At 65.1% G+C, this 25,801-nt stretch carries 23 protein-coding genes and 1 pseudogene; 12 read left to right on the forward strand and 12 right to left on the reverse strand.

What is annotated here, in order from left to right; translation table 11 throughout:
* Positions 1-5: 5 nt before the first annotated feature.
* The 3 genes and pseudogenes from ACZ9A3_RS09525 to ACZ9A3_RS09535 all read left to right on the forward strand — a co-directional run bounded on the left by ACZ9A3_RS09525 (position 6) and on the right by ACZ9A3_RS09535 (position 4,241).
* Positions 6-1,614: pseudogene (locus ACZ9A3_RS09525) on the forward strand (5-guanidino-2-oxopentanoate decarboxylase).
* Positions 1,615-1,642: 28 nt separating this feature from the next.
* The gene (locus tag ACZ9A3_RS09530; protein WP_476252452.1) at positions 1,643-2,833 is read left to right on the forward strand and encodes a pyridoxal phosphate-dependent aminotransferase; all 1,191 of its coding nucleotides are present in this window, start codon (positions 1,643-1,645) and stop codon (positions 2,831-2,833) included.
* Positions 2,826-4,241, forward strand: coding sequence for an aldehyde dehydrogenase family protein (locus tag ACZ9A3_RS09535; protein WP_476252453.1), 1,416 nt, complete (start codon positions 2,826-2,828; stop codon positions 4,239-4,241). Before ACZ9A3_RS09530 ends, ACZ9A3_RS09535 begins: the two co-directional genes overlap by 8 nt.
* Before the next feature lie 14 nt (positions 4,242-4,255).
* On the opposite strand, the gene ACZ9A3_RS09540 is transcribed toward ACZ9A3_RS09535, so the two are convergent.
* On the reverse strand, positions 4,256-4,696 hold the full coding sequence (locus ACZ9A3_RS09540; protein WP_093383213.1) for an Rrf2 family transcriptional regulator: 441 nt from the start codon (positions 4,694-4,696) through the stop codon (positions 4,256-4,258).
* A gap of 220 nt (positions 4,697-4,916) precedes the next feature.
* Between ACZ9A3_RS09540 and ACZ9A3_RS09545 the strand changes: the two genes are divergently transcribed.
* The 8 genes from ACZ9A3_RS09545 (at position 4,917) to ACZ9A3_RS09580 (ending at position 14,286) form a co-directional block, all read left to right on the forward strand.
* Complete coding sequence (locus tag ACZ9A3_RS09545) at positions 4,917-6,518, forward strand: ABC transporter substrate-binding protein (protein ID WP_093383210.1); 1,602 nt, start codon at positions 4,917-4,919, stop codon at positions 6,516-6,518.
* Between the two features lie 54 nt (positions 6,519-6,572).
* Positions 6,573-7,532 (forward strand): ABC transporter permease, encoded by a 960-nt coding sequence (locus ACZ9A3_RS09550; protein ID WP_093383207.1) that lies wholly within the window; start codon positions 6,573-6,575, stop codon positions 7,530-7,532.
* A 3-nt stretch (positions 7,533-7,535) separates the two neighbouring features.
* Positions 7,536-8,363, forward strand: coding sequence for an ABC transporter permease (locus ACZ9A3_RS09555; protein WP_093383204.1), 828 nt, complete (start codon positions 7,536-7,538; stop codon positions 8,361-8,363).
* Between the two features lie 2 nt (positions 8,364-8,365).
* On the forward strand, positions 8,366-10,012 hold the full coding sequence (locus ACZ9A3_RS09560) for an ABC transporter ATP-binding protein (protein WP_476252454.1): 1,647 nt from the start codon (positions 8,366-8,368) through the stop codon (positions 10,010-10,012).
* A 9-nt stretch (positions 10,013-10,021) separates the two neighbouring features.
* On the forward strand, positions 10,022-10,723 hold the full coding sequence (locus tag ACZ9A3_RS09565; RefSeq protein WP_195883949.1) for an NAD(P)H-dependent oxidoreductase: 702 nt from the start codon (positions 10,022-10,024) through the stop codon (positions 10,721-10,723).
* Positions 10,724-10,836: 113 nt separating this feature from the next.
* A complete protein-coding gene (locus ACZ9A3_RS09570; protein WP_476252455.1) occupies positions 10,837-11,940 on the forward strand; it encodes a polyamine ABC transporter substrate-binding protein in 1,104 nt (367 codons plus the stop codon).
* Positions 11,941-11,972: 32 nt separating this feature from the next.
* The gene (locus tag ACZ9A3_RS09575; protein ID WP_093383194.1) at positions 11,973-13,391 is read left to right on the forward strand and encodes an aminotransferase; all 1,419 of its coding nucleotides are present in this window, start codon (positions 11,973-11,975) and stop codon (positions 13,389-13,391) included.
* A gap of 73 nt (positions 13,392-13,464) precedes the next feature.
* Complete coding sequence (locus ACZ9A3_RS09580) at positions 13,465-14,286, forward strand: helix-turn-helix domain-containing protein (RefSeq protein WP_476252456.1); 822 nt, start codon at positions 13,465-13,467, stop codon at positions 14,284-14,286.
* A gap of 7 nt (positions 14,287-14,293) precedes the next feature.
* On the opposite strand, the gene ACZ9A3_RS09585 is transcribed toward ACZ9A3_RS09580, so the two are convergent.
* Positions 14,294-15,190 carry a universal stress protein gene (locus ACZ9A3_RS09585; RefSeq protein WP_093383192.1) on the reverse strand — a complete coding sequence of 299 codons (897 nt, stop codon included), beginning with the start codon at positions 15,188-15,190 and terminating at the stop codon, positions 14,294-14,296.
* A gap of 155 nt (positions 15,191-15,345) precedes the next feature.
* Between ACZ9A3_RS09585 and ACZ9A3_RS09590 the strand changes: the two genes are divergently transcribed.
* Positions 15,346-16,962 carry a mechanosensitive ion channel family protein gene (locus ACZ9A3_RS09590; RefSeq protein ID WP_093383189.1) on the forward strand — a complete coding sequence of 539 codons (1,617 nt, stop codon included), beginning with the start codon at positions 15,346-15,348 and terminating at the stop codon, positions 16,960-16,962.
* Positions 16,963-16,964: 2 nt separating this feature from the next.
* On the opposite strand, the gene ACZ9A3_RS09595 is transcribed toward ACZ9A3_RS09590, so the two are convergent.
* The 10 genes from ACZ9A3_RS09595 to napE all read right to left on the reverse strand — a co-directional run bounded on the left by ACZ9A3_RS09595 (position 16,965) and on the right by napE (position 25,766).
* Positions 16,965-18,062: an AI-2E family transporter gene (locus ACZ9A3_RS09595; RefSeq protein WP_093383186.1), complete on the reverse strand. Its 1,098-nt coding sequence runs from the start codon at positions 18,060-18,062 to the stop codon at positions 16,965-16,967.
* A 30-nt stretch (positions 18,063-18,092) separates the two neighbouring features.
* Positions 18,093-18,638, reverse strand: coding sequence for a PqiC family protein (locus ACZ9A3_RS09600; RefSeq protein WP_213601354.1), 546 nt, complete (start codon positions 18,636-18,638; stop codon positions 18,093-18,095).
* A gap of 16 nt (positions 18,639-18,654) precedes the next feature.
* On the reverse strand, positions 18,655-20,307 hold the full coding sequence (locus ACZ9A3_RS09605) for a PqiB family protein (RefSeq protein WP_476252457.1): 1,653 nt from the start codon (positions 20,305-20,307) through the stop codon (positions 18,655-18,657).
* Entirely contained in the window at positions 20,300-20,926 is a 627-nt protein-coding gene (locus tag ACZ9A3_RS09610; RefSeq protein WP_045198835.1) for a paraquat-inducible protein A, read from the reverse strand. The genes ACZ9A3_RS09605 and ACZ9A3_RS09610 overlap by 8 nt, the downstream gene beginning before the upstream one ends.
* The gene (locus ACZ9A3_RS09615) at positions 20,923-21,522 is read right to left on the reverse strand and encodes a paraquat-inducible protein A (RefSeq protein WP_045198836.1); all 600 of its coding nucleotides are present in this window, start codon (positions 21,520-21,522) and stop codon (positions 20,923-20,925) included. The genes ACZ9A3_RS09610 and ACZ9A3_RS09615 overlap by 4 nt, the downstream gene beginning before the upstream one ends.
* Positions 21,523-21,708: 186 nt before the next feature.
* A complete protein-coding gene (locus tag ACZ9A3_RS09620) occupies positions 21,709-22,305 on the reverse strand; it encodes a cytochrome c3 family protein (protein ID WP_045198838.1) in 597 nt (198 codons plus the stop codon).
* Between the two features lie 9 nt (positions 22,306-22,314).
* Complete coding sequence (locus ACZ9A3_RS09625) at positions 22,315-22,800, reverse strand: nitrate reductase cytochrome c-type subunit (RefSeq protein WP_476252458.1); 486 nt, start codon at positions 22,798-22,800, stop codon at positions 22,315-22,317.
* 11 nt (positions 22,801-22,811) lie between these two features.
* Positions 22,812-25,316: a nitrate reductase catalytic subunit NapA gene (napA, locus tag ACZ9A3_RS09630; RefSeq protein ID WP_476252459.1), complete on the reverse strand. Its 2,505-nt coding sequence runs from the start codon at positions 25,314-25,316 to the stop codon at positions 22,812-22,814.
* Positions 25,313-25,573, reverse strand: coding sequence for a chaperone NapD (locus ACZ9A3_RS09635; RefSeq protein ID WP_045198844.1), 261 nt, complete (start codon positions 25,571-25,573; stop codon positions 25,313-25,315). The genes napA and ACZ9A3_RS09635 overlap by 4 nt, the downstream gene beginning before the upstream one ends.
* 22 nt (positions 25,574-25,595) lie before the next feature.
* Positions 25,596-25,766 carry a periplasmic nitrate reductase, NapE protein gene (gene napE / locus ACZ9A3_RS09640; RefSeq protein ID WP_045198846.1) on the reverse strand — a complete coding sequence of 57 codons (171 nt, stop codon included), beginning with the start codon at positions 25,764-25,766 and terminating at the stop codon, positions 25,596-25,598.
* Positions 25,767-25,801 lie beyond the last annotated feature (35 nt).

A 25,801-nucleotide genomic window follows, 5' to 3' on the forward strand; every position in this document is an offset into this window, starting at 1 on the left:
TGAACATGCACAACAGCCCATTGACCGGTGGCCAGGCCCTGGTGCGCCTGTTGGCCAACTACGGCGTCGATACCGTGTTCGGCATTCCCGGGGTACACACCCTGGAGCTCTACCGCGGCCTGCCCGGTAGCGGTATCCGCCACGTGCTGACCCGCCATGAGCAGGGCGCGGGTTTCATGGCTGACGGTTATGCGCGAGTCAGCGGCAAGCCGGGGGTGTGTTTCGTCATCACCGGGCCCCGGGGTTACCAACGCCGCCACCGCCATCGGCCAGGCCTACGCCGATTCGATTCCGATGCTGGTGATTTCCAGCGTCAACCATACCGCGAGCCTCGGCAAAGGCTGGGGCTGCCTGCACGAAACCCAGGACCAGCGCGCCATGACCGCGCCGATCACAGCGTTTTCTGCGGTGGCCCTGAGCGCCGAGGACCTGCCCGAGCTGATCGCCCGTGCTTACGCGGTGTTCGACAGCGAACGCCCACGCCCGGTGCATATTTCGGTGCCGCTGGATGTGCTGGCCGCACCGGTCGCCCGCGACTGGAGCAATGAAGTGGTGCGCCGCCCGGGCCGGGGCGTGCCGGCCAGCAGCGTGCTGGATCAGGCCGCAGGCAAATTGGCCGGCGCCAAACGGCCGATGATCATCGCCGGTGGCGGTGCCCTGGCCGCGGCCCAGGAGCTGCAACAACTGAGCACCCGCCTGGCCGCGCCGCTGTTCACCAGCGTTGCCGGCAAAGGCCTGCTGCCACCCGATGCGCCGCTCAATGCCGGCTCAGCGTTGTGCGTGGAGCCAGGCTGGCAACTGATCGCCGAGGCCGATGTGATCCTTGCGGTCGGCACCGAAATGGCCGACACCGACTTCTGGCGTGAACGGTTGCAACTCAATGGTGAGTTGCTGCGGGTGGATATCGATCCGCGCAAGTTCAACGACTTCTACCCCTGTGCGGTGGCCTTGCAGGGCGATGCCCGGCAGACCGTCGCGGCGTTGCTCGAACGTTTGCCGCCAGCACCGCGCGATGCCGCTGCCGCCAGTGCTGCGGTCGCCAGCCTGCGCCAGGCGGTCAAGGCCAGCCATGGCCCGCTGCAGGCAATCCACCAGGCAATCCTGGACCGGGTTGGCGCAGCGCTTCCGGCCAACGCCTTTATCAGCACCGACATGACCCAGCTGGCCTACACCGGCAACTATGTCTATGCCAGCCGCGCGCCCCGTAGCTGGCTGCACCCCACCGGCTACGGCACCCTCGGTTACGGCTTGCCTGCCGGTATCGGCGCCATGTTCGCCACGGATGACCGCCCGGGCCTGGTGCTGGTCGGTGATGGCGGGTTCCTCTACACCGCCCAGGAACTGGCCACTGCGGTCGAAGAACTGGAGCGCCCGCTGGTGGTCCTGCTGTGGAACAACGATGCCCTGGGGCAGATTCGCGACGACATGCTCGGCCTGGATATCGAGCCGATCGGCGTGCTGCCGCGCAACCCGGACTTCATCGGCCTGGCCCGGGCCTTTGGCTGCAACGTGGCGCAGCCACACAGCCTGGATGACCTGCAACGGGAACTGCGCAGCGGCTTTGCCCGCAATGGCGTGACCCTGATCGAGCTCAAGCACGCCTGCGCGCGCTGAGCCTACACCGTATTTTTGGGAGACTGCCATGCGTTTTTCCGCTCTGACCCAACGTATCGCCGGTGACGGCGCCGCTGCCTGGGAGATTCACTACCGCGCCCTTGAGCTGCTGGAAAAAGGCCAGGACGTGTTGCTGCTGTCGGTCGGCGACCCGGATTTCGACACCCCGGCGCCGATCGTTGAGGCCGCCATCGACAGCCTGCGCAGCGGCCACACCCATTACTCCGATGTGCGCGGCAAACTGGCCCTGCGCCAGGCCATTGCCCGCCGCCATCAGCAACGCAGCGGCCAGCCGACCGGCGCCGATCAGGTAACCGTGCTGGCCGGCGCTCAATGCGCGCTGTTCTGCGTGGCCCAGTGCCTGCTCAACCCCGGTGATGAGGTGATTGTCGCCGAGCCGATGTATGTCACCTACGAAGCGGTGTTCGGCGCCTGTGGCGCGACGGTGATCCCGGTGCCGGTGCGCCCGGAGAACGGTTTTCGGGTCCAGGCTGAAGATGTCGCCGCGCGCATCACCCCCAAGACCCGCGCCCTGGCTCTCAACAGCCCGCACAACCCCTCCGGCGCCAGCCTGCCGCGCAGCACCTGGGAGGCGCTGGCCGAATTGTGCATTGCCCATGACCTGTGGCTGATTTCCGATGAGGTCTACAGCGAGCTGCTGTACGACGGCGAGCACATCAGCCCCGGCAGCCTGCCGGGCATGGCCGAGCGCACCGCAACCTTGAACAGCTTGTCCAAGTCCCATGCCATGACCGGCTGGCGGGTGGGCTGGGTGGTCGGCTCGCAGGCTTTGGCCACGCACCTGGAAAACCTCGCACTGTGCATGCTCTACGGCTCGCCGGACTTCATCCAGGACGCCGCCGTGGTGGCCCTGGAGCAACAACTGCCGGAGCTTGCGGCCATGCGCGAAGCCTACCGCCAGCGCCGTGACCTGGTCTGCGAGTGCCTGGCCGATTGCCCGGGCTTGCGTGCGCTCAAGCCCGATGGCGGCATGTTCGTGATGGTCGATATCCGCGAAACCGGCCTTAGCGCCCAGGCGTTCTCCTATCGCCTGCTCGATCACCATGGCGTCTCGGTACTTGCCGGCGAAGCCTTCGGCCCCAGCGCCGCCGGGCATATCCGCCTGGGCCTGGTGCTCGGCGCCGAACCGCTGCGCGAGGCTTGCCAGCGTATTGCCCGCTGCGCCGCCGAACTGATGGAGGGCAAGGCTCATGGCTGACTATTCGCGGCTGTTTATCGATGGCAGCTGGCAACTGCCGTCGGGGCAGGGCCTGGCCGAGGTGATCAACCCGGCCACCGAAGCCGTGGCCGGCAGGGTGCCGCTGGGCGACGAGCACGACGTCAACCGCGCGGTGGCAGCTGCGCGCCATGCCTTTGGCAGTTGGTCGCAAACCCCGTCCAGCGTGCGCGCAGGTTTCATCCGCGCCCTGGCCGAGCAGCTCAAGGCCCGCGCCGATGAGATGGCCGCCGTGATCACCAGCGAGCTGGGCATGCCGGTGCAATGGTGCCGGGCGGTGCAGGTCGACGGGCCGATTGTCGGCCTTGAGCAGTACATCGAACTGGCCGGGCTGATGGATGAGGTGCGCGAGGTCGGCAACTCGCTGGTGGTGCGCGAGGCCGTCGGTGTGTGCGCCTTCATCAACCCCTGGAACTACCCGCTGCACCAGTTCATCGGCAAGCTCGCCCCGGCCCTGGCCGCCGGTTGCACGGTGGTGCTCAAGCCGAGCCAGGAAACCCCGCTGCATGCCTTTTTGCTGGCCGAGATGATCGATGCCATCGGCTTGCCGGCCGGGGTCTTCAACCTGGTCAGCGGCCCCGGCGCCAAGGTCGGCGAGGCGCTGGCCCGCCACCCGCAAGTCGACATGGTGTCGTTCACCGGCTCTACCGGCGCCGGTGTGCGCGTGGCCCAGGCGGCGGCGCCGTCGGTCAAGCGCGTGTGCCTGGAACTGGGCGGCAAGTCGCCGTTGTTGATCACCGCCGACGCCGACCTGGAAGCCGCGGTGCGCTATGGCGTGCAGGACGTAATGATCAATTCCGGGCAGACCTGCACGGCACTGACGCGCATGCTGTTGCCGGCCAGCCGTTATGAAGAGGCCCTGGCAATCGCCGTGGATGAAACCCGCAGCCTGGTCATGGGCGACCCGCAAGACCCCGGCAGCTTCCTCGGCCCGATGTGTTCGGCAGCGCAGCGGCGCACCGTGCTGGACTACATCCGCATCGGCCAGGAGGAGGGCGCACGGCTGTTGTGTGGCGGCGACACGGCGCCAGGTTTCGAGCGTGGCTTCTACGTGGCGCCAACGCTGTTCGCTGACGTCGACAACCGCATGCGTATCGCCCAGGAAGAGATCTTCGGCCCGGTGCTGTGCCTGATCCCCTATGCCGATGAGGCGCAAGCGCTGGCCATCGCCAATGACTCGCCCTTTGGTTTGTCCAGCGCAGTGTGGGCGGCCGACCGCGAGCGGGCCCTGCAACTGGGCCGGCAACTGCGCGCCGGGCAGTGCTTCATCAATGGTGCGGCGTTCAACTACCAGGCGCCGTTCGGCGGCTACAAGACCTCGGGCAATGGCCGCGAATGGGGCGAGGAGGGCCTGGCCGAGTTCGTCGAGACCAAGGCCATTCAGCTCTGAAGTGTCGGGCAGGCTCAGGCCTGCCCGATGTTGTCCTGCGGCTTGTCGAAGGCGACGAACAACTGGTCGGCGGTGATGGCCCCCAGGTCCAGACGCATGTTGGCTTCGAGCATGGCGAACAGGCGGGTGAACACCTCGAACACTTTGCAATGATCTTCCATGCCGGAAAACGGGTTGTCGATTTTCTCGGCGATCAGCGAGCTCTCCTGCACCGCGTCATAGACCTCGCGCAGGGTGATCTCGCTGGCCGGGCGGGCCAGGGTCAGGCCGCCATGGGCGCCACGCCAGGACTTGAGGATATTGGCCTTGACCATCAGCGAGACCAGGCTGCGCACCCGCGTGGGGTGGGTCTTGACCCACTTGGCGATGGTCTCGGTGCGCAGCTTTTGCGGCGCATTGGCGGCCACGAACGAGAGGATGTACGAGGCGGTGATCAGGCGGGTCGACTGGCTCATCTGGCGAAGTCCCTTGTTTGTGGGAGCGGGCTTGCCCCGCGAATCGATGTGACTGAAAAAAACCTATCGCGGGGCAAGCCCGCTCCTACAGAGGAAGGGGATTGGCAGCGACGTGTTTTTGAGTTTAATGTATTTGTCACGATGACAATTACAAATATTTGCATCGATGCGTGCGAGGTTGGCTGAATCCTTTTCTCTGCAGTTCTACAGGGGCAATGCCATGAGCGATAACAACAACAAGATTACTCAAGCGATGCACGACAGCGGCCTGCCGCGTCGGGATTTTCTCAAGTACAGCGCCGCTGCGGCGGCCGTGGCCGGGGCGTTTTCCCTGGGTTTGCCGCTGCACGGCCGGGCCGAGGAGGCCACCCCGAAAGCCGGTGGCGTACTGCGCATGGGCCTGGCCGGTGGCAGCACCACCGACTCCCGCGACCCGGGCTCATGGAGCGACACCTTCACCTTTGTCGGTTTCTCTGCGGTCTACAACACCTTGAGCGAAATCAGCGTCGACGGCACAGCGATTCCCGAGCTTGCCGAGCGCTGGGAGTCCAGCCCCGACGCGCGTGTCTGGACCTTCACCCTGCGCCAGGGCGTGACCTTCCATAACGGCAAGACCCTCGATGCCGGCGACGTGGTCGCCTCGATCCAGCACCACCTGGGCGACAAGTCCACCTCGGCGGCCAAGACCGTGCTCGGCGATGTCGCCAAGGTCAGCGCCCAGGGCACCGACACCGTGGTGTTCGAGCTGCACTCGGGCAATGCCGACTTCGCCTACGTGGTGGCCGACTATCATCTGGTGATCATGCCGGCCAAGGACGGCGCCGCCGACTGGCAGGCCGGGGTCGGCACCGGTGGCTATCGCCTCAAGGGCTTCGAGCCCGGCGTACGCATGGACCTTGAACGCAGCCCGGATTACTGGAAAGCCGGCCGCGCGCATTTCGCCAGCGCCGAACTGCTGGCCATCGCCGATGGCGCGGCGCGGGTCAACGCCCTGGTCACAGGGCAAGTCGATGTGATCAACAAGGTCGACCTGAAGACCGTCGCTCTGCTCAAGCGTAATCCCAACCTGGTCATCGAAGAGACCAAGGGCGCCCAGCACTACACCTTCCCGATGCTCACCGACAGCCAGCAGTTCCAGGACAACAACATCCGCCTGGCGCTCAAGCATGCGATCAACCGTGAAACCCTGCTGGCCTCGGTGCTCTACGGCTACGGCCAGATCGGCAACGATCACCCGATCCAGCCCGGCAGCCGCTTCATCAATAGCGCCCTGGAGCAGCGCGGCTATGACCCGGACAAGGCGCGGTTCTATCTGCGCCAGGCCGGGGTCGATTCGCTCAAGGTGCGCCTGCAGGCCTCCGACGCCGCCTACACCGGCGCGGTCGACGCCTCGGTGCTGTTCAAGGAACAGGCGCGCCAGGCTGGCATCGACATCGACGTGGTGCGCGAACCTGCCGACGGCTTTTTCTCCAATGTGTGGATGAAGCAGCCGTTCACCACCTCGTTCTGGTACAGCAGCCTGACCGCCGACCGCATGTTCAGCATCGGCTACGCCAAGGGCGCGGCCTGGAACGAGACGCACTGGGACAACGCCCGCTTCAACCAGTTGCTCAACGCCGCCCGCGGCGAGATGAACGCGCCGCTGCGCCAGGAGATGTACAACGAAATGCAGGCCCTGTGCCGCGACGAGGGCGGGGCGATCGTGCCGCTGTTCGCAAACTCCGTGGCCGCGCGCTCCAAACGGGTGGCCCACGGTGGGCTGACCGCGCCTTACGGCGAGCTCGACGGCCTGCGGCTGATCGAGCGTTGGTGGCAGGCGTAAGCCCGACACGTTGCTTGCACCTTCTTTCGTTGAGCCTGTTCGAGGAGCTGTACGGTGAATAGTCTTTGCAAACTGCTGCTCCAGCGCCTGGCCCTGGGCCTGCTGGCGCTGTTGGCGGTGTCGGTGATCATCTTCCTGGCCGTTGGCATGCTCCCGGGCGACGTCGCCCAGGCCATGCTCGGCCAGGCGGCAACCCCCGAGACCGTCGCCGCCTTTCGCGCCCAACTGGGCCTGGACCTGCCGCCGCTGACCCGCTTCGGCCACTGGGCCTGGCAACTGCTGCACGGTGACCTTGGCCTGTCGCTGGCCAACCAGCGGCCGATTGCCGAGCTGATCGGCACGCGCCTGGGCAACACCTTTACCCTGGCCTTGCTGGCGGCGCTGGTGTCGGTGCCGGTGGCTTTGCTGCTGGGCATGCTCGCGGCGCTGTACCGCAACAGCTGGTTCGACCGGCTGCTCAACACCAGCGCCCTGAGTGCGGTGTCGTTCCCGGAGTTTTTCGTCGCCTACATCCTGATCCTGGTGTTCGCGGTCAAGCTCAACTGGTTGCCGAGCATCTCCAACCTGGCCCCGGGTGCGTCCTTCGCCGAGGTGCTGGAGCGGTCGCTGCTGCCGGTGCTGACCCTGAGCCTGGTGGTGATCGCACAGATGATGCGCATGACCCGCGCGGCCTTGATCAACCTGCTGGCCAGCCCGTATATCGAGATGGCCCGGCTCAAGGGCATCAGCCAGGCGCGGATCATCTTCCACCACGCCTTGCCCAATGCCCTGGCACCGATCATCAACGTGGTGGCGCTGAACCTGGCCTACCTGGTGGTTGGCGTGGTGGTGGTCGAGGTGGTGTTCGTCTACCCGGGGCTCGGCCAGTTGCTGGTCGATTCGGTGTCCAAGCGCGACATCCCGGTGGTGCAGGCGTGCAGCCTGATCTTCGCCGCCACCTACATTCTGCTCAATACCACGGCCGACGTGCTGTCGATTGCCAGCAACCCACGCCTGATGCATCCGAAGGGGTAAGCCATGAGCCTGATCAAAGCGTTGTTGCGGGCGCCGTTGAGCGCCCAGTTCGGCCTGTTGGTGATTGTTGCCTACATTCTGGTGGCGTTGTTCGCGCCGGTGCTGGCGCCGTTTGGCGAGACCGAAGTGGTTGGCGAGGGCTTCGCACCCTGGGGCGGGCAGTTCCTGCTGGGCACCGATAACCTTGGCCGCGACATGTTCAGCCGCCTGGTGTATGGCGCGCGCAACACCCTGGGGATCGCCTTCCTGACCACCTTGCTGGCCTTTGCCGTCGGCGGTTTCTGCGGCCTGGTGGCGGCGATCAGGGGCGGCTGGATCGACCAGGGCCTGTCGCGCCTGGTGGATATCCTCATGGCCATCCCGCAGCTGATCTTCGCCTTGCTGATCCTCAGCGTGGTTGGCACCAATGCCACCTCGCTGGTGCTGGTGATCGCGTTGCTCGATGCTACCCGGGTGTTTCGCCTGTCGCGGGCGGTGGCGATGACCGTGGTGGTCCAGGACTTCGTCGAGGCCGCCCGGCTTCGTGGCGAGGGGCTGTGGTGGCTGGTCAGCCGCGAGGTGCTGCCCAATGCCGCTGCGCCGCTGATTGCCGAGTTCGGCCTGCGCTTTTGCTTTGTGTTTTTGTTCATCAGTGCGCTGTCGTTCCTGGGCCTGGGCATCCAGCCGCCAACCGCCGACTGGGGCAGCATGGTCCGCGACAACGCCGTGCTGATTACTTTCGGCGATATCAGCCCGTTGCTGCCGGCCCTGGCGGTGGCGCTGATCACCGTCAGCGTCAACTTTGTCGTGGACTGGGTGCTGCATCAATCCAGTGGCCTGAAGGAGTGCTGAGCATGAGCGTACATTCAACTGACAAGCCGCTGCTGGACATCCGCGACCTGCGCATCGAAGGCCATTACCAGGACACCTGGCACCCACTGATCAAGGGCATCGACCTAAGCCTGCAACGCGGCGAAGTACTGGGTCTGATTGGTGAATCGGGGGCGGGCAAGTCGACCCTGGGGCTGGCCGCCATGGGCTATGTGCGCGACGGTTGCCGCATCACCGGTGGCTCGGTGCGCTTCGACGGCCGGGAGCTGGTCGGCGCCAAGCCCGAAGCCCTGCGCAAGTTGCGCGGCCTGCGTATCGCCTATGTTGCGCAAAGCGCGGCGGCCTCGTTCAACCCGGCACACCGGCTGATCGACCAGCATGTCGAGACCGCGGTGAAGAACGGCGGTATCGACCGTGCCAAGGCGCAAGCCGAAGCGGTCGAGCTGTACCGCGTGCTGCGCCTGCCCAACCCCGAACAGATCGGCCAGCGTTACCCCCACCAGGTCTCCGGCGGCCAGTTACAACGGGTCATGACCGCCATGGCCATGGCCTGCCACCCGGACTTGATCATCTTCGACGAACCAACCACGGCGCTGGACGTCACCACCCAGATCGAAGTGCTGGCGGCGATTCGCGAGGCGCTGAAAACCTACGACAGCGCCGCCCTGTACATCAGCCACGACCTGGCGGTGGTGGCGCAGATGGCCGACCGCATCATGGTCCTGCGCCACGGCAAGCTGGTGGAAGAGGCCGACACCCGGACCATGCTCGACACCCCTCAGCAGGATTACACCAAGTCGCTGTGGGCGGTACGCAGCTTTCGTACCGAACCCAAGCCGTACCCGGCGCAGGCGACGCCGCTGCTGGAGGTGCGCAAGGCCAGTGCCAGTTATGGCCACCAGCCGGTGCTGCATGAGGTCTCGCTCACGCTCCATCGCGGCCAGACCCTGGCGGTGATCGGTGAGTCGGGCAGCGGCAAGAGCTCAACCGCGCGGCTGATCACCGGCCTGTTGCCGTCGACTTCAGGCCAGGTGTTGTATGACGGTGAAGCGCTGCCGGCCGATTATCGCCAGCGCAGCAAAGAGCAACTGCGCCGGGTGCAGATGATCTACCAGATCCCCGACACCGCCCTCAACCCGCGCCAGCGCATCGTCGACATCATCGGCCGGCCGCTGAGCTTCTACCTCGGCCTCAAAGGCCAGGCCCTGCGCCAGCGGGTCGCCGAACTGCTGGAGATGATCGAGCTCGACCCGGCGCGCTACATGGACCGCCAGCCCCGCGAGCTGTCCGGCGGGCAGAAGCAGCGCATCTGCATCGCTCGGGCGCTGGCGGCCGAGCCGCAGCTGATCATCTGCGACGAAGTTACCTCGGCCCTCGATCAACTGGTGGCCGAAGGCGTTCTGAAGCTGCTCACCCGCATCCAGCAGCAACTGGGCGTGGCTTATCTGTTCATCACCCACGACGTCGCCACCGTGCGCGCCATCGCCGACGAGGTGCTGGTGATGCAGCGCGGGCAGGTGGTCGATCACGGCAGCCGCGAGGCGATCTTTACCCCACCGCACCGCGACTACACCGGCTTGTTGTTCTCCAGCGAGCCGGAAATGGACCCGGACTGGCTCGACCGCCTGCTGGCCAAGCGGGCGCTGATTTCCCCTGTGCAAACCGTTTAAGGACCCCTCATGAATGTACTGATCGTTCACGCTCACCCCGAGCCGCAATCCTTCACTGCCGCCCTGCGCGACCAGGCCGTTGCAACCTTCACCGCCCAGGGTCACCAGGTGCAGGTCAGCGACCTGTATGCGATGAACTGGAACCCGGTGGCCAGCGCCGCTGACTTCGTCAGCCGCGAGAACCCCGATTACCTGGTGTATGCCCTGGAGCAGCGCCTGGGAGTCAAAAGTCAGTCGATTGCCGCCGACATCCAGCAGGAGCTCGACAAGCTGCTGTGGGCGGACCTTGTGGTGCTGAACTTCCCGATCTTCTGGTTCTCGGCACCGGCCATGCTCAAGGGCTGGATCGACCGCGTGCTGGTGTCCGGGGTGTGCTACGGCGGCAAGCGCTTTTATGACCAGGGCGGGCTGGCGGGCAAGAAGGCGCTGGTCACCGTGACCCTCGGCGGGCGCGAGCACATGTTCGGCGAAGGGGCGATTCACGGGCCGCTGGAGGACATGCTGCGACCGATCCTGCGCGGCACCCTGGCCTACGTCGGCTTCGAGGTGCTGGAGCCGTTCGTGGCCTGGCACGTGCCGTATATCAGCGACGAGGCGCGCAAGGACTTTTTGCGCAGCTATCAGCAGCGCCTGGAGCATCTGTCCGATGACCAGCCGCTGGTGTTTCCGCGCCTGGCGCAGTTTGATGAGGCGTTGTATCCGCGGGCTTGACCCGCGATAAAAACGACACCTACCCATTCGGGGTATGGTCGCCATCACCGGCTCCCGCGATAGTAACTCCGTCGGCTCACACCGAGCAGATCTGGTGACACGACGGAGTGGCTATGCGAAAGACACTGAAGGTGATTTCCAGTCTGTTGCTCGCGCCCCTGGCAGCGGCGGCCCTTGCCGCCGACGACGGGGCGGGCAACACACTCAGGCTGTACAACTGGACGGACTACATCGGCGAAACGACCCTCGCCGACTTTGAACAAGCCACCGGCATCAAGGTCATCTACGACACCTTCGACGGCTACGAAACGGTGCAGACCAAACTGCTGACCGGGCGCTCGGGCTACGACCTGGTGGTGCTCAACGCCTCCCTGGTGCCGCCGCTGATCAAGGCCCGGGTATTCCAGCCGCTGGACAAAAAGCAGCTGCCCAGCTGGAACAACCTCGACCCGCAGGTGCTCAGCACCCTGCAAGGCTACGACCCGGGCCTTGCGTATTCGGCGCCCTACACCTGGGGCAGCTCGGGGGTGACCTACAGCGTCGACAAGATCAAGGCACGCATGCCCGATGCGCCCATCGGCTCGCTGGCCATGCTGTTCGACCCGAAGATCGTCTCGCGCTTCGCCGACTGCGGCGTGACCTTGATGGATGCACCCAGCGAAGTCATCCCGCTGGCCCTCAAGTACCTGGGGCGCGACCCCAACAGCGCCAGCGCCGATGACCTCAAGGCGGCCCAGCAGTTGCTGCTCGGCGTGCGGCCGTTCATCAACAAATTCGACTCGGTCAACTACCTGACCAGCCTGCCCAACGGTGATACCTGCCTGGCATTGACCTGGTCCGGCGACTACGCCACCGCCCAGGCGCGGGCCGAGGAGGCGAAGAACAACATCAAGCTGTCGTTCTTCATCCCGGAGGAAGGCTCGCTGATCTGGTTCGACAACCTTTACCTGCCCAGCGACGCGCCGCACCCGGCCAACGCCCACCGTTTCATCGAATTCCTCCTGCAGCCGCAGAACATCGCCAAGGTCAGCAACTACATCCACTACGCCAACAGCAACGCCGCTGCCACGCCCTTGGTGCAGGCCGAGATTCGCGACGACCCGGCGATCTACCCGGACGCCGCCACCCGCCAGCGCCTGTTCGCGCAGAAAACCCAGAGCGGCAAGGACATGCGCGCCATCACCCGGGTCTGGAGCACGGTCAAGACCGGTAGCTGACATTTCAATTTCCCTTCGCCAAGGACACTGCCATGGCCACGCCAAACCAAGCCTTGCCAACAAATGCTGCCAACGATGCCCTGGTGGCCGCCGACAAAGCCCACTACATGCACGGATACCACGTGTTCGACGAGCATGCCGAGCAAGGCGCGCTGAACATCGTCGAAGGCGAGGGCGCCTATATCTACGACACCGAGGGCAACCGCTTTCTCGACGCTGTCGGCGGCATGTGGTGCACCAACATCGGCCTGGGCCGCGAAGAGATGGCCCTGGCCATCGCCGACCAGGTGCGTCAGCTGGCCTATTCCAACCCGTTTTCGGACATGGCCAACAACGTCGCCATCGAACTCTGCGCCAAGCTCGCCAGCCTGGCCCCGGGCGATCTCGATCACGTGTTCCTCACCACTGGCGGCTCGACCGCGGTCGATACTGCCTACCGGCTGATCCAGTACTACCAGAACTGCCGTGGCAAGCCGGATAAAAAGCACGTGATCGCCCGCTACAACGCCTACCACGGCTCGACCTGCCTGACCATGTCGATCGGCAACAAGGCCGCCGACCGCGTGCCCGAGTTCGACTATGCCAACGAGCTGATCCACCACGTCTCCAACCCCAACCCCTACCGGGCGCCGGATGACATGGACGAAGCAGAGTTTCTCGACTTTCTGGTGGCCGAGTTCGAAGACAAGATCCTCTCGCTCGGCGCCGACAACGTCGCGGCGTTCTTTGCCGAGCCGATCATGGGCTCGGGCGGGGTGATCATCCCGCCCAAGGACTACTTCCTGCGCATGTGGCAGGTGTGCCAGACCTACGACATCCTCTTCGTGGCCGACGAGGTGGTGACCTCATTTGGCCGCCTGGGCAAATTCTTCGCCAGCGAGGCGCTGTTCGGCGTGCAGCCGGACATCATCACCACCGCCAAGGGCCTGACTTCGGCGTACCTGCCGCTGGGCGCGTGCATCTTCTCGGCGCGCATCTGGAAGGTCATTGCCGAGCCGGGCAAGGGCCGCTGCTTCACCCATGGCTTTACCTACAGCGGCCATCCGGTGTGCTGCACGGCGGCGCTGAAGAACATCGAAATCATCGAGCGTGAGCAGCTTCTGGCCCATGTCGATGAGGTGGGTGGTTATCTGGAACAGCGCCTGCAGAGCCTGGCCGGGCTGCCGCTGGTCGGCGAGGTGCGCTGCATGAAGCTGATGGCCTGCGTCGAGTTCGTCGCCGACAAGCGCAGCAAGGCGCTGTTTGCCGATGAAGTGAACATCGGCGAGCGCATCCACCGCCGGGCCCAGGCCAAAGGCTTGCTGGTGCGGCCGATCATGCACCTGAACGTGATGTCGCCGCCGCTGATCATCACCCGCGCGCAGGTCGACGAAATCGTCGAAACCCTGCGCCAGTGCATCATCGAAACCGCTGAAGAACTGCGCCGCGAAGGGTTGTACGCGGGTGCATGACAAGCGCTTGCGGGAGCCGACCTTGCCGGCGATGGGCTGCATCGCAGCCCCCCGGCGGGTTAGACTGCCGGGCATGACCCGAGCCACTGCCGACACCCCGATCTGCCTGTCGTTCTCAGCCCTGCAGCAATGGCATGCGGCGCTGCAGCATGCCATTGCCCGCAGCGGCGAGGCCGACGCCCTGGCAAGCCTCGCCGCCGCCCTGAGCCAACTGGTGGCGGTCGAGTCGATGATGATCAGCCTCGAGCGCCAGGGCCAGCCACCGCAACTGTTGTACCAGCAGGGCATTCCCGAGCGTCACCGCGACGCCATCCTCAACCGTTACTTTACCGCCGGCTACCTGCTCGACCCGTTCTGCCTGGCGGTAGAAAAAGGCCTGGCCCAGGGTTTTTACCACCTGCAGGACATCGCCCCGGACCACTTCTTCGACAGCGACTACTACAAGACCTACTACCTGGGCACCGGCTGCAGCGAAGACAGCTACTACATCGTCGACATCGACCCGCACAGCAAAATATCCCTGAGCCTGTTCCAGGGCTGTGGCGGCAGCAGCCTGAGCGTCGAGCAACTGCACGTGTTGCAGGCGGTCGAGCCGATGGTCCGCGAACTGATCCGCCGCTTTGCCCAGCATGGCCTTGAGCCCGGCAGTGAAGCGGCCAGCCAGGGCAGCGTCCAGGCCGCCTTCGACAGCTTCGGCTGCAACAAACTGACCGAGCGCGAACGGCAGGTGGCGCAGATGATCCTGCGCGGCCACTCGGTGAAGTCCACCGCCGGCGAAATGGGCATTTCGCCAGAAACCGTGCGCATGCACCGCAAGAACCTCTACCTGAAGCTTGAGATCAACTCCCAGTCCGAACTGTTTGCTCGTTTTATCGACTGGCTGCGCCTAGGCTGAGGCTGTCTCACGCCGCGGCCCTGATCGCCAAAACATTGCACAAGCGCTGTTCCAGCACATGCTCGGTGGTGCTGCCGGTCAGGCGTTCGAGCAGTTTGCGCGGGTGGTTGCCCATCACCAGCACGTCGGCGCGGCTGTGGGCGATGAACTCGGCGATGCTGCGGGTGATCGGCGCCGACAAAAAGTGCTGGCGCTCAACCGGTACGCCATGGCGCGCGGCCATTTGCTCGAAAGCCTTGTGGATCGACTTGCGCACGTCACTGCCAAAGCCCGGCATGGTCACGGTGCCAGCGCCGAAGTCGGCCATGTGGGTGTGGGCGCTGTCGCATACGTGCAACAGGTGCAGCTCGGCGTTGCACTGGCGGGCCAGGTCGGCGGCGGCGTTGATCACGCTTTCGTTAAGATCGTCGTGGGGGTGTTCGGGGTGGGTCGGGTCGACCGCGGCAATCACGATGCGCGGCAGCGGGCAGTGCACCTCGCTGACCAGGTGCACCGGGCACGGGCATTCGCGCAGCAGTTGCCAGTCCAGCGGCGCGACCACCAGGCGCTTGAGCAGCGGCTCGTGCTGTACGTCCTTGATCAGCAGGTCGGGGGTGATTTCGGCCACTTGCGCCAGGGCCGCTTGCAGCACGTCGCGGGCGAGAATCACCTCGGTACTGACGCGAATACCGTTTTCGTGCAGCAAGGTCGCTTCATCGGCCAGCCACTGGCGGTTGTTCTGCATCAGCGTATCGAGGCGGTGTTCGTCACCGCTCATGAGCCCGAGGGTATCGATTTCGTCGACAAAGGCGCAGATATGCAAGGTGGCGCCGGTGGCGAGGGCCAGGGCAGCGGCGCGCTCCAGCGCCGGGGTGTGGCGCAGGTCGGAACCTACCATCAGGAACAGGCGTTGGTACTGGCTCATGGGGTACCTCCGGTAGCGTTGTGTTGCCAGCCCCCCGGTGCTTGAAGTCTAGTCCATCGCAGCGGGGCGCCCGCAGGCTCCGGGGCGGGCTATCTGACAAGCGGTCCGCGCTGGTCTAGGCTGCGCTACAGGACCGGGCGGGCGAGGGTGAGGGCATGAGCAATGCGGTACTCAAGGCGTGGCTGCTGATTGGCGGGTTGCTGCTGGGCGCCCTGACCTGGGCCCAGGAGCCAGGCGCAGTGTCGGCCAGCGCCGAGCCGGTGGAGCTGAAGGTGTTCAACCGCAGCATCATGCTGTTTCGCGCGACGGTGCTGGGCGAAACCCCGCAGTTGCGGGTCAAGCGCGCCCGCACGGTGATCGGCGAAACCCTGGACGACAGCCCCGACCCGCAGGTCAGCCTCGACCCGGTGCAGTCCAGCTACCTGGTGCTGCTGGGCGACAAACGTGCGTTCATTGTCTCCAGCCGCGACATTGACCCGCTGAGCCAGGGCACGGTGCGCGAGGCCGCCGAGCAGGCCGCGGCCAACCTGCGCCAGGCCGTGGGCGAGCAGCGCGAGGCGCGTAACCTGCAACGGCTGGCACGCGCGGGGCTGGCAGCAGCGCTGGCCACCGCGCTGTACCTGGCGCTGTTGTGGGCTATCGCGTTTACCAGAGGCAAGCTGCAAGCGCGCCTGCCGCGGCTGATGCGCCGTCACGCGCGGACCCTGAGCGTGGGGCAGACGCCGGTGATCGAGGCGAATTTCTTCTACACCTTGATACGCCGGGTGCTGGAGAGCGTGCGCTGGTTGCTGATCGCCTTGCTCAGTTATGAATGGCTGGGTTTTGTCCTGTCGCGCTTTCCCTATACCCGGCCATGGGGCGAGCGCCTCAATGAATACTTGCTGGAGCTGCTGCGCTACCTGCTCGAAGGCATGATCAGCGCGGTGCCGGGGCTGGTGGTGGCCCTGGCGATTTTTTTCATTGCCCGTGGCGCGGTCGCTTTCAGCCGCCGCTTGCTGCGCCGCCTGGCGGTGCCGGGTACCCTGAGCTGGCTCAACCAGGAAACCCTGGCCCCGACCACGCGCCTGACTGCCCTGGCGATCTGGTTGTTCGCCCTGGCCATGGCCTACCCATACCTGCCTGGTGCGGGTACCGACGCGTTCAAGGGCTTGTCGGTATTGATCGGCCTGATGATTTCCCTGGGCGCCACCAGCGTCGTCGGCCAGGCCGCTGCCGGGCTGATCCTGACCTACACGCGCACTTTGCGTCCTGGCGAATTCGTGCGCATCGGTGAGTACGAGGGCACGGTCACCGAGCTTGGCATGTTCACCACCCGCATCCGCACTGGCCTGGGTGAAGTGCTGACGCTGCCCAATTCGTTGATCACTGCCAGCGTGACCAAGAACTACTCGCGGATCGTCGAGGGCGAGGGCTATGTGGTCGACACCACCGTGACCATTGGCTACGACACGCCCTGGCGACAAGTCGAGGCGATGCTGCTGGAGGCGGCGCGGCGTACCAATGGCATCCTCGAGCAACCGTTGCCGCAGGTGTTCCAGACCGCCCTGTCGGACTTCTATCCCGAGTACCGCCTGGTGGCCCAGGCCATTCCCAGCCAGCCCCGGCCGCGGGCGGTGCTGCTCAGCGAACTGCACGGGCATATCCAGGACGTGTTCAACGAGTACGGCGTGCAGATCATGTCGCCGCATTACCTGGGCGACCCGCAACAGCCCAAGTCGGTGCCCCCGGCGCAGTGGTACAGCGCCCCGGCGCAGCCGCCCGGGGCGCCCTGAACTCAGGGCTCTTCGGCCGGGCTGTCGGCGGCCAGCGGCTGCGCCACCCAGCTCATGAACAGCTCGTAACCCACGGCCAGCACCACCGGGCCGATGAACAGGCCGATGATGCCGTTGGTCAACATGCCGCCGAGCGCGCCGATCAGCACTACCGGCATCGGCACGGCAACCCCGCGGCCCAGCAGCAGCGGCTTGAGGACGTTGTCGCACAGCCCGGCGAGCAGGGTCCAGATGGCGAAGATCACCGTGCTGGCACTGACTCCGTCATGGGCAAACACATAGATCACCACCGGCAAGGTCACCAGCAGCACCGGCAGCTGGGTGATGCCCAGCAGCAACACCAGTAGCGCCAGCACCCCGGCCGCGGGCACGCCCATGACCACCAGGCCGATGCCCACCAGCAGCATCTGCACGAAGGCGATGCCAACCACGCCCTGGGCCACGGCGCGAATGGTCGCGGTGCACAGCGCGGCCAGTTGCTCGCCGCGCTGTGGCCCGGAAATGCGCATGGCAATGGCCTCGGCGGTGCGCTGACCATTGTCGCCCTTGGCCATGATCACCCCGGCGACCACCAGGGCAACCACGAACACCAGGATGCCCGAGCCGATCCCGGCCAGTTGCGTCAGCAAGGTCTTGCTCACGCCCTTGAGGTGCGGGGCCACCTGCGACAACGCCCAGCTCAGGTCGCTGCTGGCATGGGCCCAGATACCGTACAGCGGTGCGCCGATCAGCGGCCAGTCACGCACGTTGTCCGGCGGCGGCGGGATTTCGATGCGCTGGTCCTCAAAGCCGTGGATGCCTTGCTGCACGGTGTCGGCCACCGAGGTGCCGAGCAGGCTCAACGGCCCGATCAGGCAGGCCAGGCCGATAATCACCAGCACCCCCGCGGCCCAGCCAGGGCGGCCACCCAGCCAGCTGCCCAGGCGCTGGTTGAGCGGGTAGAGGGTGATCGCCAGGATCACCGCCCAGAGCATCAGGCTCAAAAACGGCCGGAAGATCTCGAAGCAGAACATCACCAGCACCGCGATCAGGCCAGCGCGGATCAGCACATCCAGCAGTTCGCGGGCGGTGCCCAGGTGCAGGGGGCGGTTGTTGGCCATCGGCGTCTCCTTGGGCGGGCAATCGGCGCTTTAGCGCAGCGCTGGGCAGCGACTGGCGCCGCCGCTGGCCGCCTGGCTGACCAGTTCGGTGAAGCGCTTGAGGTTCTGCTGGTGGGCCAGCACCAGCGCGTCGATGCTGGCCCCGGCCGGGGTCTGGATCACGCTGCGACAGTTGAGCGCCGCGCCGCCGTTGGCGGCCCGCAGACGCCAGCGGGCATCGAACAGGGCGTACTGCCCAGGCACCGAGTCAAAGCGTTGGACTTCCACGCGCAGGCCCAGGCGTGGCTGGGCGCTGCTGCTGGCGAACTGGTTGACCAGGGCGTTGCGCAGTTCGTCGGCGAGGCTTGCGCCCCACCATTCGGTCTCAAGGATCGCCAGGCTGCTGTTGCCCTGACGAATCACCACCTGCGGGCGATCGACCTGCGGCGGCACGCTGACCTGTTCCAGTAGCACATCGGCACTGCTGGCCGCGGCCGGCTGTTGCGGGATCAGCGTGTGGTAGTGGATCGGGTCGCTGCGGCAAGCGGCCAGCAGCAAGGCCAGGCTCAACACGGCAATCTTGAAGGCATGCGCCATGGGTGTGCTCCTGCGGTCAGTTGCGCGACGAAGGTTTCAAAGCGTCAGCGGGTGCGTCCTTGGGCCGGCCACGCAACAGCGACTCGGGGTTGCGCCCCAGGTAGTCGGCCAGCTCCCGGAGCGAGCGCGACATGCGCCCCAGCTCGTCGAGGGTCTGGGTCAGTTGCTCGCGTTGCGGCGAATCCTCGGCCAGGGTCGAGTTGGCCGACTGCAGGGTCTTGCTGACCTCCTGCAAGGTGCCCTGGACGCCCGGCAAGGTACGGCTGTTGAACTGCTGCAGGCCCTTGCGCAGTTCCACCAGGTTGGCGTCGAGGTTGTTGGCGATGCGCTCGATCGGCAGGCGGTTGAGCTTCTCGACTATGGCCTGGAACTGCTCCTGCAGTTGCTCCAGGCTACCCGGTACGGTGGGGATGGTAATCGGCCGGGCGCTCGGGTCGAACACCACTTTCGGCGCCTTGGGGTCGAAATCCAGGGCGATGTACAACTGCCCGGTGAGCAGGTTGCCGCTGCGCGCCTGGGCACGCAGGCCGTTGTCGACGAAGGTGCCGAGCAACTGCGCGGCGGCTTTTTCGTCGTCGGGGTCGTGGTTCAGCGCCTTGAGCAGCTTGGTGTGGGCGCGGCCCAGGCGCTGCGGGTAGATGACGATGCCGACATTGACCGGGAAGGTACGCTTGTCGACGTCGAAATCGAGGTTGACCGACACCACCGAGCCGATCTCGACGCCGAGGAACTCCACCGGCGCTCCGACCTTGAGGCCGCGCAGCGCCTGGTCGAAACGCAGGCTCAGGTACTGCGCCTTGCCATGCGGCGGCGACAGGGCCCGGGCGCGGTCGTCGAACAGTTCGAACTGGCGGTCTTCGGCGGCCACCTGGTCATCGGGGCTGTAGTCGGGGGCGCGAAAGGCAATGCCGCCGACAATCACCGACGACAGCGATTCGGTACGAAAGGCAAAGCCGTTGGCGCCGACCTCGACATCGACGCCGCTGGCGTTCCAGAACCGCGTGTTGTCGGTGACGAAGGCATCGTTGGGCGAGTTGATGAACACCTCGATACTCACCCCTTTGCCGTTCTCGTCGAGGTTATAGGCGACCACCTGGCCGACCGGGATCTTGCGGTAGTAGACCGGCGAACCGACCCCCAGCGAGCCGAGGTCGCTGGCGTGCAGGAAGAAGCGCTTGCCGGGCTCGCCGTAGGTGATCGGCGGCGGCGATTCGAGGCCGACGAAGGCTTTGGCGCGGGTGTGAGATTCGCCGGAATCGGCGCCGATGAAGTCGCCGGACAGCAGGGTGTCGATGCCCGACACGCCGCCGGCGCCGATGCGCGCGCGCACTACCCAGAACTTGGAGTCCTCGCGGGTAAAATTGTCGGCCTGCTTGACCAGCTTGACCGTGGCGGTGACGCTCTTCTGGTCCTTGCTCAACTCCACTGCGGTGACCTGGCCGATCACCACGTTGCGATACTTGACCGCGGTCTTGTTGGCCTCCAGGCCCTGGCCGGTCTTGAAGGTGATCTCGATGGTCGGGCCTTGCTGCATGACGTTATGGACCACCAGCGACAAGCCCACCAGCACCGCCACCAGCGGCACGATCCACACCAGCGAGATGCTGAAGCGCCGGGTCTTGACCCCGGGCTGGCCGGGTTGGGGGCTGTCTTGGCGGGTATCAGTCATCGGCCTGCTCCTTGTCGTGCTGCCAGATCAGTCTAGGGTCGAAGCTCATTGCCGCAAGCATGGTCAGCACCACCACCATGCCGAAGAACAGAATGCCCGGGCGCGGTTCGATATCGCCCAGGGCCTGAAACTTGACCAGCGCCGCCACCAGGGCGACCACCAGCACATCGAGCATCGACCAGTAGCCGATCAGCTCGACGAAGCGGTACAGGCGCGCCCGTTGCGTCTGCGCCCAGGTGCTGCGGCGCTGCACGGTGATCAGCAGCAGGGCCAGGGCAACGAACTTGGTCGCCGGCACGGCGATGCTGGCGATGAAGATGATCAGGGCGATGTCCCAGGCGCCATGCTCCCAGAACTCCATGACGCCGCTCATGATGGTGCTGTCGGCGCCGCTGCCGAACAGCGTGGTGTTCATCACCGGCAGCAGGTTGGCGGGGATATAGAGCACCAGCGAGGCGACCAGGTAGGCCCAGGTGCGGGTCAGCGAATCGGGCTTGTGCGCATGCAGCGGCGCGCCGCAGCGTTCGCATTCGTGCGGCTGATGAGTGTTGTCGCAGGCCATGCCGCAGGCATGGCAGAGCACCAGGTTGAGCTCGGCGGCGCGCGGTGGGCGGCTCATGGCAGCAGGTCCCAGAGCTCGCGGATATCGCGCCCGGCGATGCGCAGAATCAACAGGCTCAGGGCCGCCAGTGCCAGCAGGCCGATGCCCGGCAGCACATCGAGCATGCCGGCCAGCTTGAACACCGCGACCATGGCGCCGAGCAGGCAGACTTCGAGCATGCTCCACGGGCGCAGGGTTTCCAGCCAGCGCATGCACAGGCTGAAGCCCGGGGCGCGGCCGCCGGCCAGGGCAAAACCGAGCACCCAGATCAACAGCAGCAACTGGAACACCGGGGCGATGATGATCGAAATCGCCGCCACCAGGGCGATAAAGGTGATCGGCCCATTGGCCAGGGCCCGCACCGAGTCCCACAGGGTGGCGCTGTTGTGCAGGCCTTTGAGGCTGATGCTCATGATCGGGTAGAAATTGGCGAACACCCAGAGGATCAACGCGGTGACGCTCAGGGCCAGGCGTTGCTGCACGCTCAGGCCGTTATAGCGCTGCAGCACCGCGCCACAGCACTGACACAGGGCCTTCTGATGTTTGCCGAGGCTGACTTTCTGGTACACGCAGTCGCAATGTTCGCAGATGATCAACTGATGGGTATCCAGCATGGCGCGCGCTCTGGCTGCGGGCGGGGACTAGCTCAATATAGTCGGCGCTGGCGCGGGGCTTCGGATTTTTTACCCACTGCGGGAGTTGGCTGCACCGGCCTCATCGCGGGTCAAGCCCGCTCCTACACACCGGACCTGTGGGAGCGGCGGTGCGGCGACCCGACTTGACCCGCGATGAGGCAGCGGCTACCAACCCGGCACCCCGCGCATGTCCGGCAGTTTGTGGGCGATGCCCTTGTGGCAATCGATACAGGTCGCCTGCCCGCTGGCCAGCGAGGTCGAGTGCATGGCTGCGGCGCGTTTGCTCTGGCGGGTGAAATCCATGAACTCGAAGTTGTGGCAGTTACGACATTCGCGCGAATCGTTGGCCTTGAGCCGCGCCCATTCGTGCTCGGCCAGTTCACGGCGGTGCGCGAGGAATTTGTCGCGGGTGTCGATGGTGCCGAAAATCTTGCCCCAGACTTCCTTGGACGCCTGCATCTTGCGCGCGATCTTGTGTGTCCATTCGTGCGGTACATGGCAATCCGGGCAACTGGCGCGTACCCCGGAGCGGTTGCTGTAGTGAATGGTCTCCTTGAGTTCGACAAAGACGTTGTCGCGCATCTCATGGCAGGAGGTGCAGAACTTCTCGGTGTTGGTCACCTCCAGGGCGGTGTTGAAGCCGCCCCAGAAGATGATCCCGGCGACGAACCCGCCGAGGGTCAGAAAGCCCAGGCTGTAGTAGACACTGGGCCGCCAGAGAATGCCCCAGTATTGCTTGAGTAGCCCGAACAGTGCTCGCATGGCGCCTCCTCAGGGTTTTTGCGCGGCGTTGGCGTCGTCTTGCAGCAGCTTGTCGATGGTTTCGAAGCTGTTGCCCACCAGTGGCTGCACCTCTTTTTGCGGCACATGACACTGGGTGCAGAAGTAGCGCCGTGGCGATACCGCCGCCAACGCCTGGCCATCGCGGTCCATGTAGTGGGTGATGCTGATCATGGTCGCCTGGCTGCGCGCACTGTTGGCGCGGCTGTGGCAGGACAGGCACTTGTTGCCGTTGAGGTCGACCTGATAGCCGCGAATCGTGTGGGGGATGGTCGGCGGCTGGTCGGGGTAATTGCGTTCGCGCTTGAGGTCCTTGTTCTCGTCGTTGGCCAGCGGCGGCGCCGGCAAACTCTGGCTCAGCGTGCCGCCCGGGCGCCGGCCATCGGGGCCGGGGGCATCGAGGGGGTAGTCGACTTCGGCGGCGACCACCAGGCCGATGACCGCGAACAGCAGCAAAGGCAGGCTGCGAATGGGCATGACGGTTCTCCTCAGGCCGCGCTGATCAGCTCGATGCGTATGGCGCATTTCTTGTAATCGGTTTGCTTGGAGATCGGGTCGGTGGCGTCCAGGGTGACTTTGTTGATCAGCTTGTTGGCATCGAAAAACGGCACGAACACCAGGCCGCGCGGTGGCTTGTTGCGCCCGCGGGTTTCGATGCGCGCGCGAATCTCGCCGCGCCGGCTGATCAGTTTCACTTCGCTGCCGCGCCGTGCATTCAGGGCCTTGGCATCGTCAGGGTGCATGTACACCAGGGCATCGGGCACTGCTTTGTACAACTCTTCAACGCGCTGGGTCATGCTCCCGGTGTGCCAATGCTCCAGCACCCGGCCGGTACTCAGCCAGAACGGGTAGTCGGCATCCGGTGCTTCGGCCGGCGGCTCGTAGGGCAGGGCGAAGATGATCGCCTTCTTGTCCGGGTAACCGTAAAACTGCACTTCACTGCCTTTCTCCACGTACGGGTCGAGGCCTTCGCGGTAGCGCCAGCGGGTTTCCTGGCCGTCGACCACCGGCCAGCGCAGGCCGCGCTCGCTGTGGTAGCGATCAAATGCGGCCAGGTCGTGACCATGGCCCCGGCCGAACTGTGCGTACTCTTCGAACAAGCCCTTTTGCGGGTAGAAGCCAAAGGCCTTGGCTTCATCGTTGTGGTAGCCGGCTTGCAGCTGCTCGACCGGGAACTGGTCGACCTGACCATTTTTGTACAGCACTTCGAACAGGGTCTTGCCTTTGTACTCGGGGGCCTTGGCCAGCAACTCGGCAGGCCAGACCTCGTCGGTGGTGAAGCGCTTGGAAAACTCCATCAGTTGCCACAGGTCTGAACGTGCTTCGCCCGGGGCGGTCACCAACTGATGCCAGAACTGGGTGCGGCGCTCGGCGTTGCCATAGGCGCCTTCCTTTTCTACCCACATGGCGCTGGGCAGGATCAGGTCGGCAGCCTGGGCCGACACCGTGGGGTAAACGTCCGAGACAATCACGAAATTGTCCGGCTTGCGCCAGCCCGGCAGCACTTCCTGCATGATATTGGGCCCGGCGTGCATGTTATTGCTGGCCTGGGTCCAGTAGACGTTGAGCACCCCGTCCTTGAGCATGCGGCTCTGTTGCACGGCATGAAAGCCGACTTTCTCCTGGATAGTGCCGGCGGGCAGCTTCCAGATTTTTTCGGCGCTGGCGCGGTGCTTGGGGTTGGTCACCACCAGGTCGGCCGGCAAGCGGTGCGAGAAGGTCCCGACTTCGCGGGCGGTGCCACAGGCCGAGGGCTGGCCGGTGAGCGAGAAGGGGCTGTTGCCCGGCTCGCTGATCTTGCCGGTGAGCAGGTGGATGTTGTAGATCAGGTTGTTGGCCCACACCCCGCGGGTATGCTGGTTGAAGCCCATGGTCCAGAACGACACCACCTTGCGCTTGGGGTCGGCATACAGCTCGGCCAGCGCCTTGAGGCGCTCTTGCGGCACGCCCGATTCGGTGGCTGCGCGCTCAAGGGTGTAGGGCCGCACAAAGGCGGCGAACTGCTCGAAATCGATGTCGCTCCAGGTGTTGGCCTTGTCGGCGTTCCTGGCCTTGGCTTCGCGTGGATCGTCGGCGCGCAGGCCGTAGCCGATGTCATCGGCGCCGAGGGCGAAGCGTGTGTGCTTGCTGATGAAGTCCTTGTTCACCGCGCCGCTTTCGATGATGTGGTTGGCGATGTAGTTGAGGATCAGCAGGTCGGTTTGCGGCTTGAACACCATGGGAATGTCGGCCAGGTCGAAGCTGCGGTGTTCGAAGGTCGACAGCACCGCAACCTTGACCTGCGGCTGGCTCAGGCGCCGGTCGGTGACCCGGCTCCAGAGGATCGGGTGCATTTCGGCCATGTTCGAGCCCCACAGCACAAAGGCATCGGTGGCCTCGATGTCGTCGTAGCAGCCCATGGGTTCATCCATGCCGAAGGTGCGCATGAAGCCCATCACCGCCGAAGCCATGCAGTGGCGGGCGTTGGGGTCGATGTTGTTGCTGCGAAAGCCGGCCTTCATCAGTTTGTTGGCGGCGTAGCCTTCCCACACCGTCCATTGCCCGGAGCCAAACATGCCGATCGATTCCGGGCCTTTGTTGTGCAGCGCTTGCTTGTACTTTTCGGCCATGATGTCGAAGGCTTTTTCCCAGCTGATCGGCTGGAATTCGCCCTGCTTGTGGTACTGGCCGTTGCGCATGCGCAGCAGCGGTTGGGTCAGGCGGTCATTGCCGTACATGATTTTCGACAGAAAATAGCCTTTGACGCAGTTCAGGCCGCGATTGACCTCGGCTTTGACGTCGCCGTGGGTGGCCACCACGCGGTTGTCGCGCGTCGCCACCATGACGCTGCAACCGGTGCCGCAAAAGCGGCAGGGCACCTTGTTCCAGTTCAGGGTCACCAGGTCGGCTTCGGTCACCAGGTTGCTGGCGCTGGTGAAGATCGGCAGGCCCGCCGCGGCGGCGGCAATGGCGGCGGCCTGGGCCTTGGCAAATTCACGGCGGGTCATGCTCATGGTGAGTCTCCTTCTGGGGCGAGGAGTTCGTGGTAAATCAGCGCGGCATTGAGCACCCCGGGCAGGTTGTTGATCTGCTCGATGCGCTGCAGGATCTGCTGTTCATGGTGGGCTTCGAGCACCACCACCAGCTTGCCGGCGGGGCTGTGCTGATGCAGTTCGAGGTTGTCGAGCAGCAGCAGGTTGGCCTTCACCGCCTCGAACAGTTCGGGGCGGGCATGTACCACCAGGCTGGCAATGTGCAGAACGTCGTCCATGGGCGGGCTCCGGCAGTCTCGGCTAGCCGTTGGGAGGGCCGGGTGGGCCATACAGCAACTGGAAAAACCAGACGAGAAAACCGTAGCCGCCAACGATGGCGACCGACATCAAGGGGAACAGGCAGACGATCAGAAACAGGAACAGCAGCGTTTCTTTTCTGCGGGCGATTTTCTGTTCTTCAGCCAATGACATGGAGCGGCCTCCTGTCGAGCGTGAACTGAGCCTAG

Source organism: Pseudomonas sp. TE4620, assembly GCF_056279045.1.

Bases quoted from the DNA above. Each gene is read 5' to 3' on its own strand.
- ACZ9A3_RS09620 (WP_045198838.1), bottom strand. From the start codon at position 22,305: ATGCGAGCACTGTTCGGGCTACTCAAGCAATACTGGGGCATTCTCTGG.
- ACZ9A3_RS09555 (WP_093383204.1), top strand. From the start codon at position 7,536: ATGAGCCTGATCAAAGCGTTGTTGCGGGCGCCGTTGAGCGCCCAGTTC.
- ACZ9A3_RS09545 (WP_093383210.1), top strand. From the start codon at position 4,917: ATGAGCGATAACAACAACAAGATTACTCAAGCGATGCACGACAGCGGC.
- ACZ9A3_RS09600 (WP_213601354.1), bottom strand. From the start codon at position 18,638: ATGGCGCATGCCTTCAAGATTGCCGTGTTGAGCCTGGCCTTGCTGCTG.
- ACZ9A3_RS09565 (WP_195883949.1), top strand. From the start codon at position 10,022: ATGAATGTACTGATCGTTCACGCTCACCCCGAGCCGCAATCCTTCACT.
- ACZ9A3_RS09575 (WP_093383194.1), top strand. From the start codon at position 11,973: ATGGCCACGCCAAACCAAGCCTTGCCAACAAATGCTGCCAACGATGCC.
- ACZ9A3_RS09530 (WP_476252452.1), top strand. From the start codon at position 1,643: ATGCGTTTTTCCGCTCTGACCCAACGTATCGCCGGTGACGGCGCCGCT.
- napA (WP_476252459.1), bottom strand. From the start codon at position 25,316: ATGAGCATGACCCGCCGTGAATTTGCCAAGGCCCAGGCCGCCGCCATT.
- ACZ9A3_RS09560 (WP_476252454.1), top strand. From the start codon at position 8,366: ATGAGCGTACATTCAACTGACAAGCCGCTGCTGGACATCCGCGACCTG.
- ACZ9A3_RS09605 (WP_476252457.1), bottom strand. From the start codon at position 20,307: ATGACTGATACCCGCCAAGACAGCCCCCAACCCGGCCAGCCCGGGGTC.
- ACZ9A3_RS09635 (WP_045198844.1), bottom strand. From the start codon at position 25,573: ATGGACGACGTTCTGCACATTGCCAGCCTGGTGGTACATGCCCGCCCC.
- ACZ9A3_RS09580 (WP_476252456.1), top strand. From the start codon at position 13,465: ATGACCCGAGCCACTGCCGACACCCCGATCTGCCTGTCGTTCTCAGCC.
- ACZ9A3_RS09590 (WP_093383189.1), top strand. From the start codon at position 15,346: ATGAGCAATGCGGTACTCAAGGCGTGGCTGCTGATTGGCGGGTTGCTG.
- ACZ9A3_RS09570 (WP_476252455.1), top strand. From the start codon at position 10,837: ATGCGAAAGACACTGAAGGTGATTTCCAGTCTGTTGCTCGCGCCCCTG.
- ACZ9A3_RS09535 (WP_476252453.1), top strand. From the start codon at position 2,826: ATGGCTGACTATTCGCGGCTGTTTATCGATGGCAGCTGGCAACTGCCG.
- ACZ9A3_RS09610 (WP_045198835.1), bottom strand. From the start codon at position 20,926: ATGAGCCGCCCACCGCGCGCCGCCGAGCTCAACCTGGTGCTCTGCCAT.
- ACZ9A3_RS09615 (WP_045198836.1), bottom strand. From the start codon at position 21,522: ATGCTGGATACCCATCAGTTGATCATCTGCGAACATTGCGACTGCGTG.
- napE (WP_045198846.1), bottom strand. From the start codon at position 25,766: ATGTCATTGGCTGAAGAACAGAAAATCGCCCGCAGAAAAGAAACGCTG.
- ACZ9A3_RS09585 (WP_093383192.1), bottom strand. From the start codon at position 15,190: ATGAGCCAGTACCAACGCCTGTTCCTGATGGTAGGTTCCGACCTGCGC.
- ACZ9A3_RS09625 (WP_476252458.1), bottom strand. From the start codon at position 22,800: ATGCCCATTCGCAGCCTGCCTTTGCTGCTGTTCGCGGTCATCGGCCTG.
- ACZ9A3_RS09540 (WP_093383213.1), bottom strand. From the start codon at position 4,696: ATGAGCCAGTCGACCCGCCTGATCACCGCCTCGTACATCCTCTCGTTC.
- ACZ9A3_RS09595 (WP_093383186.1), bottom strand. From the start codon at position 18,062: ATGGCCAACAACCGCCCCCTGCACCTGGGCACCGCCCGCGAACTGCTG.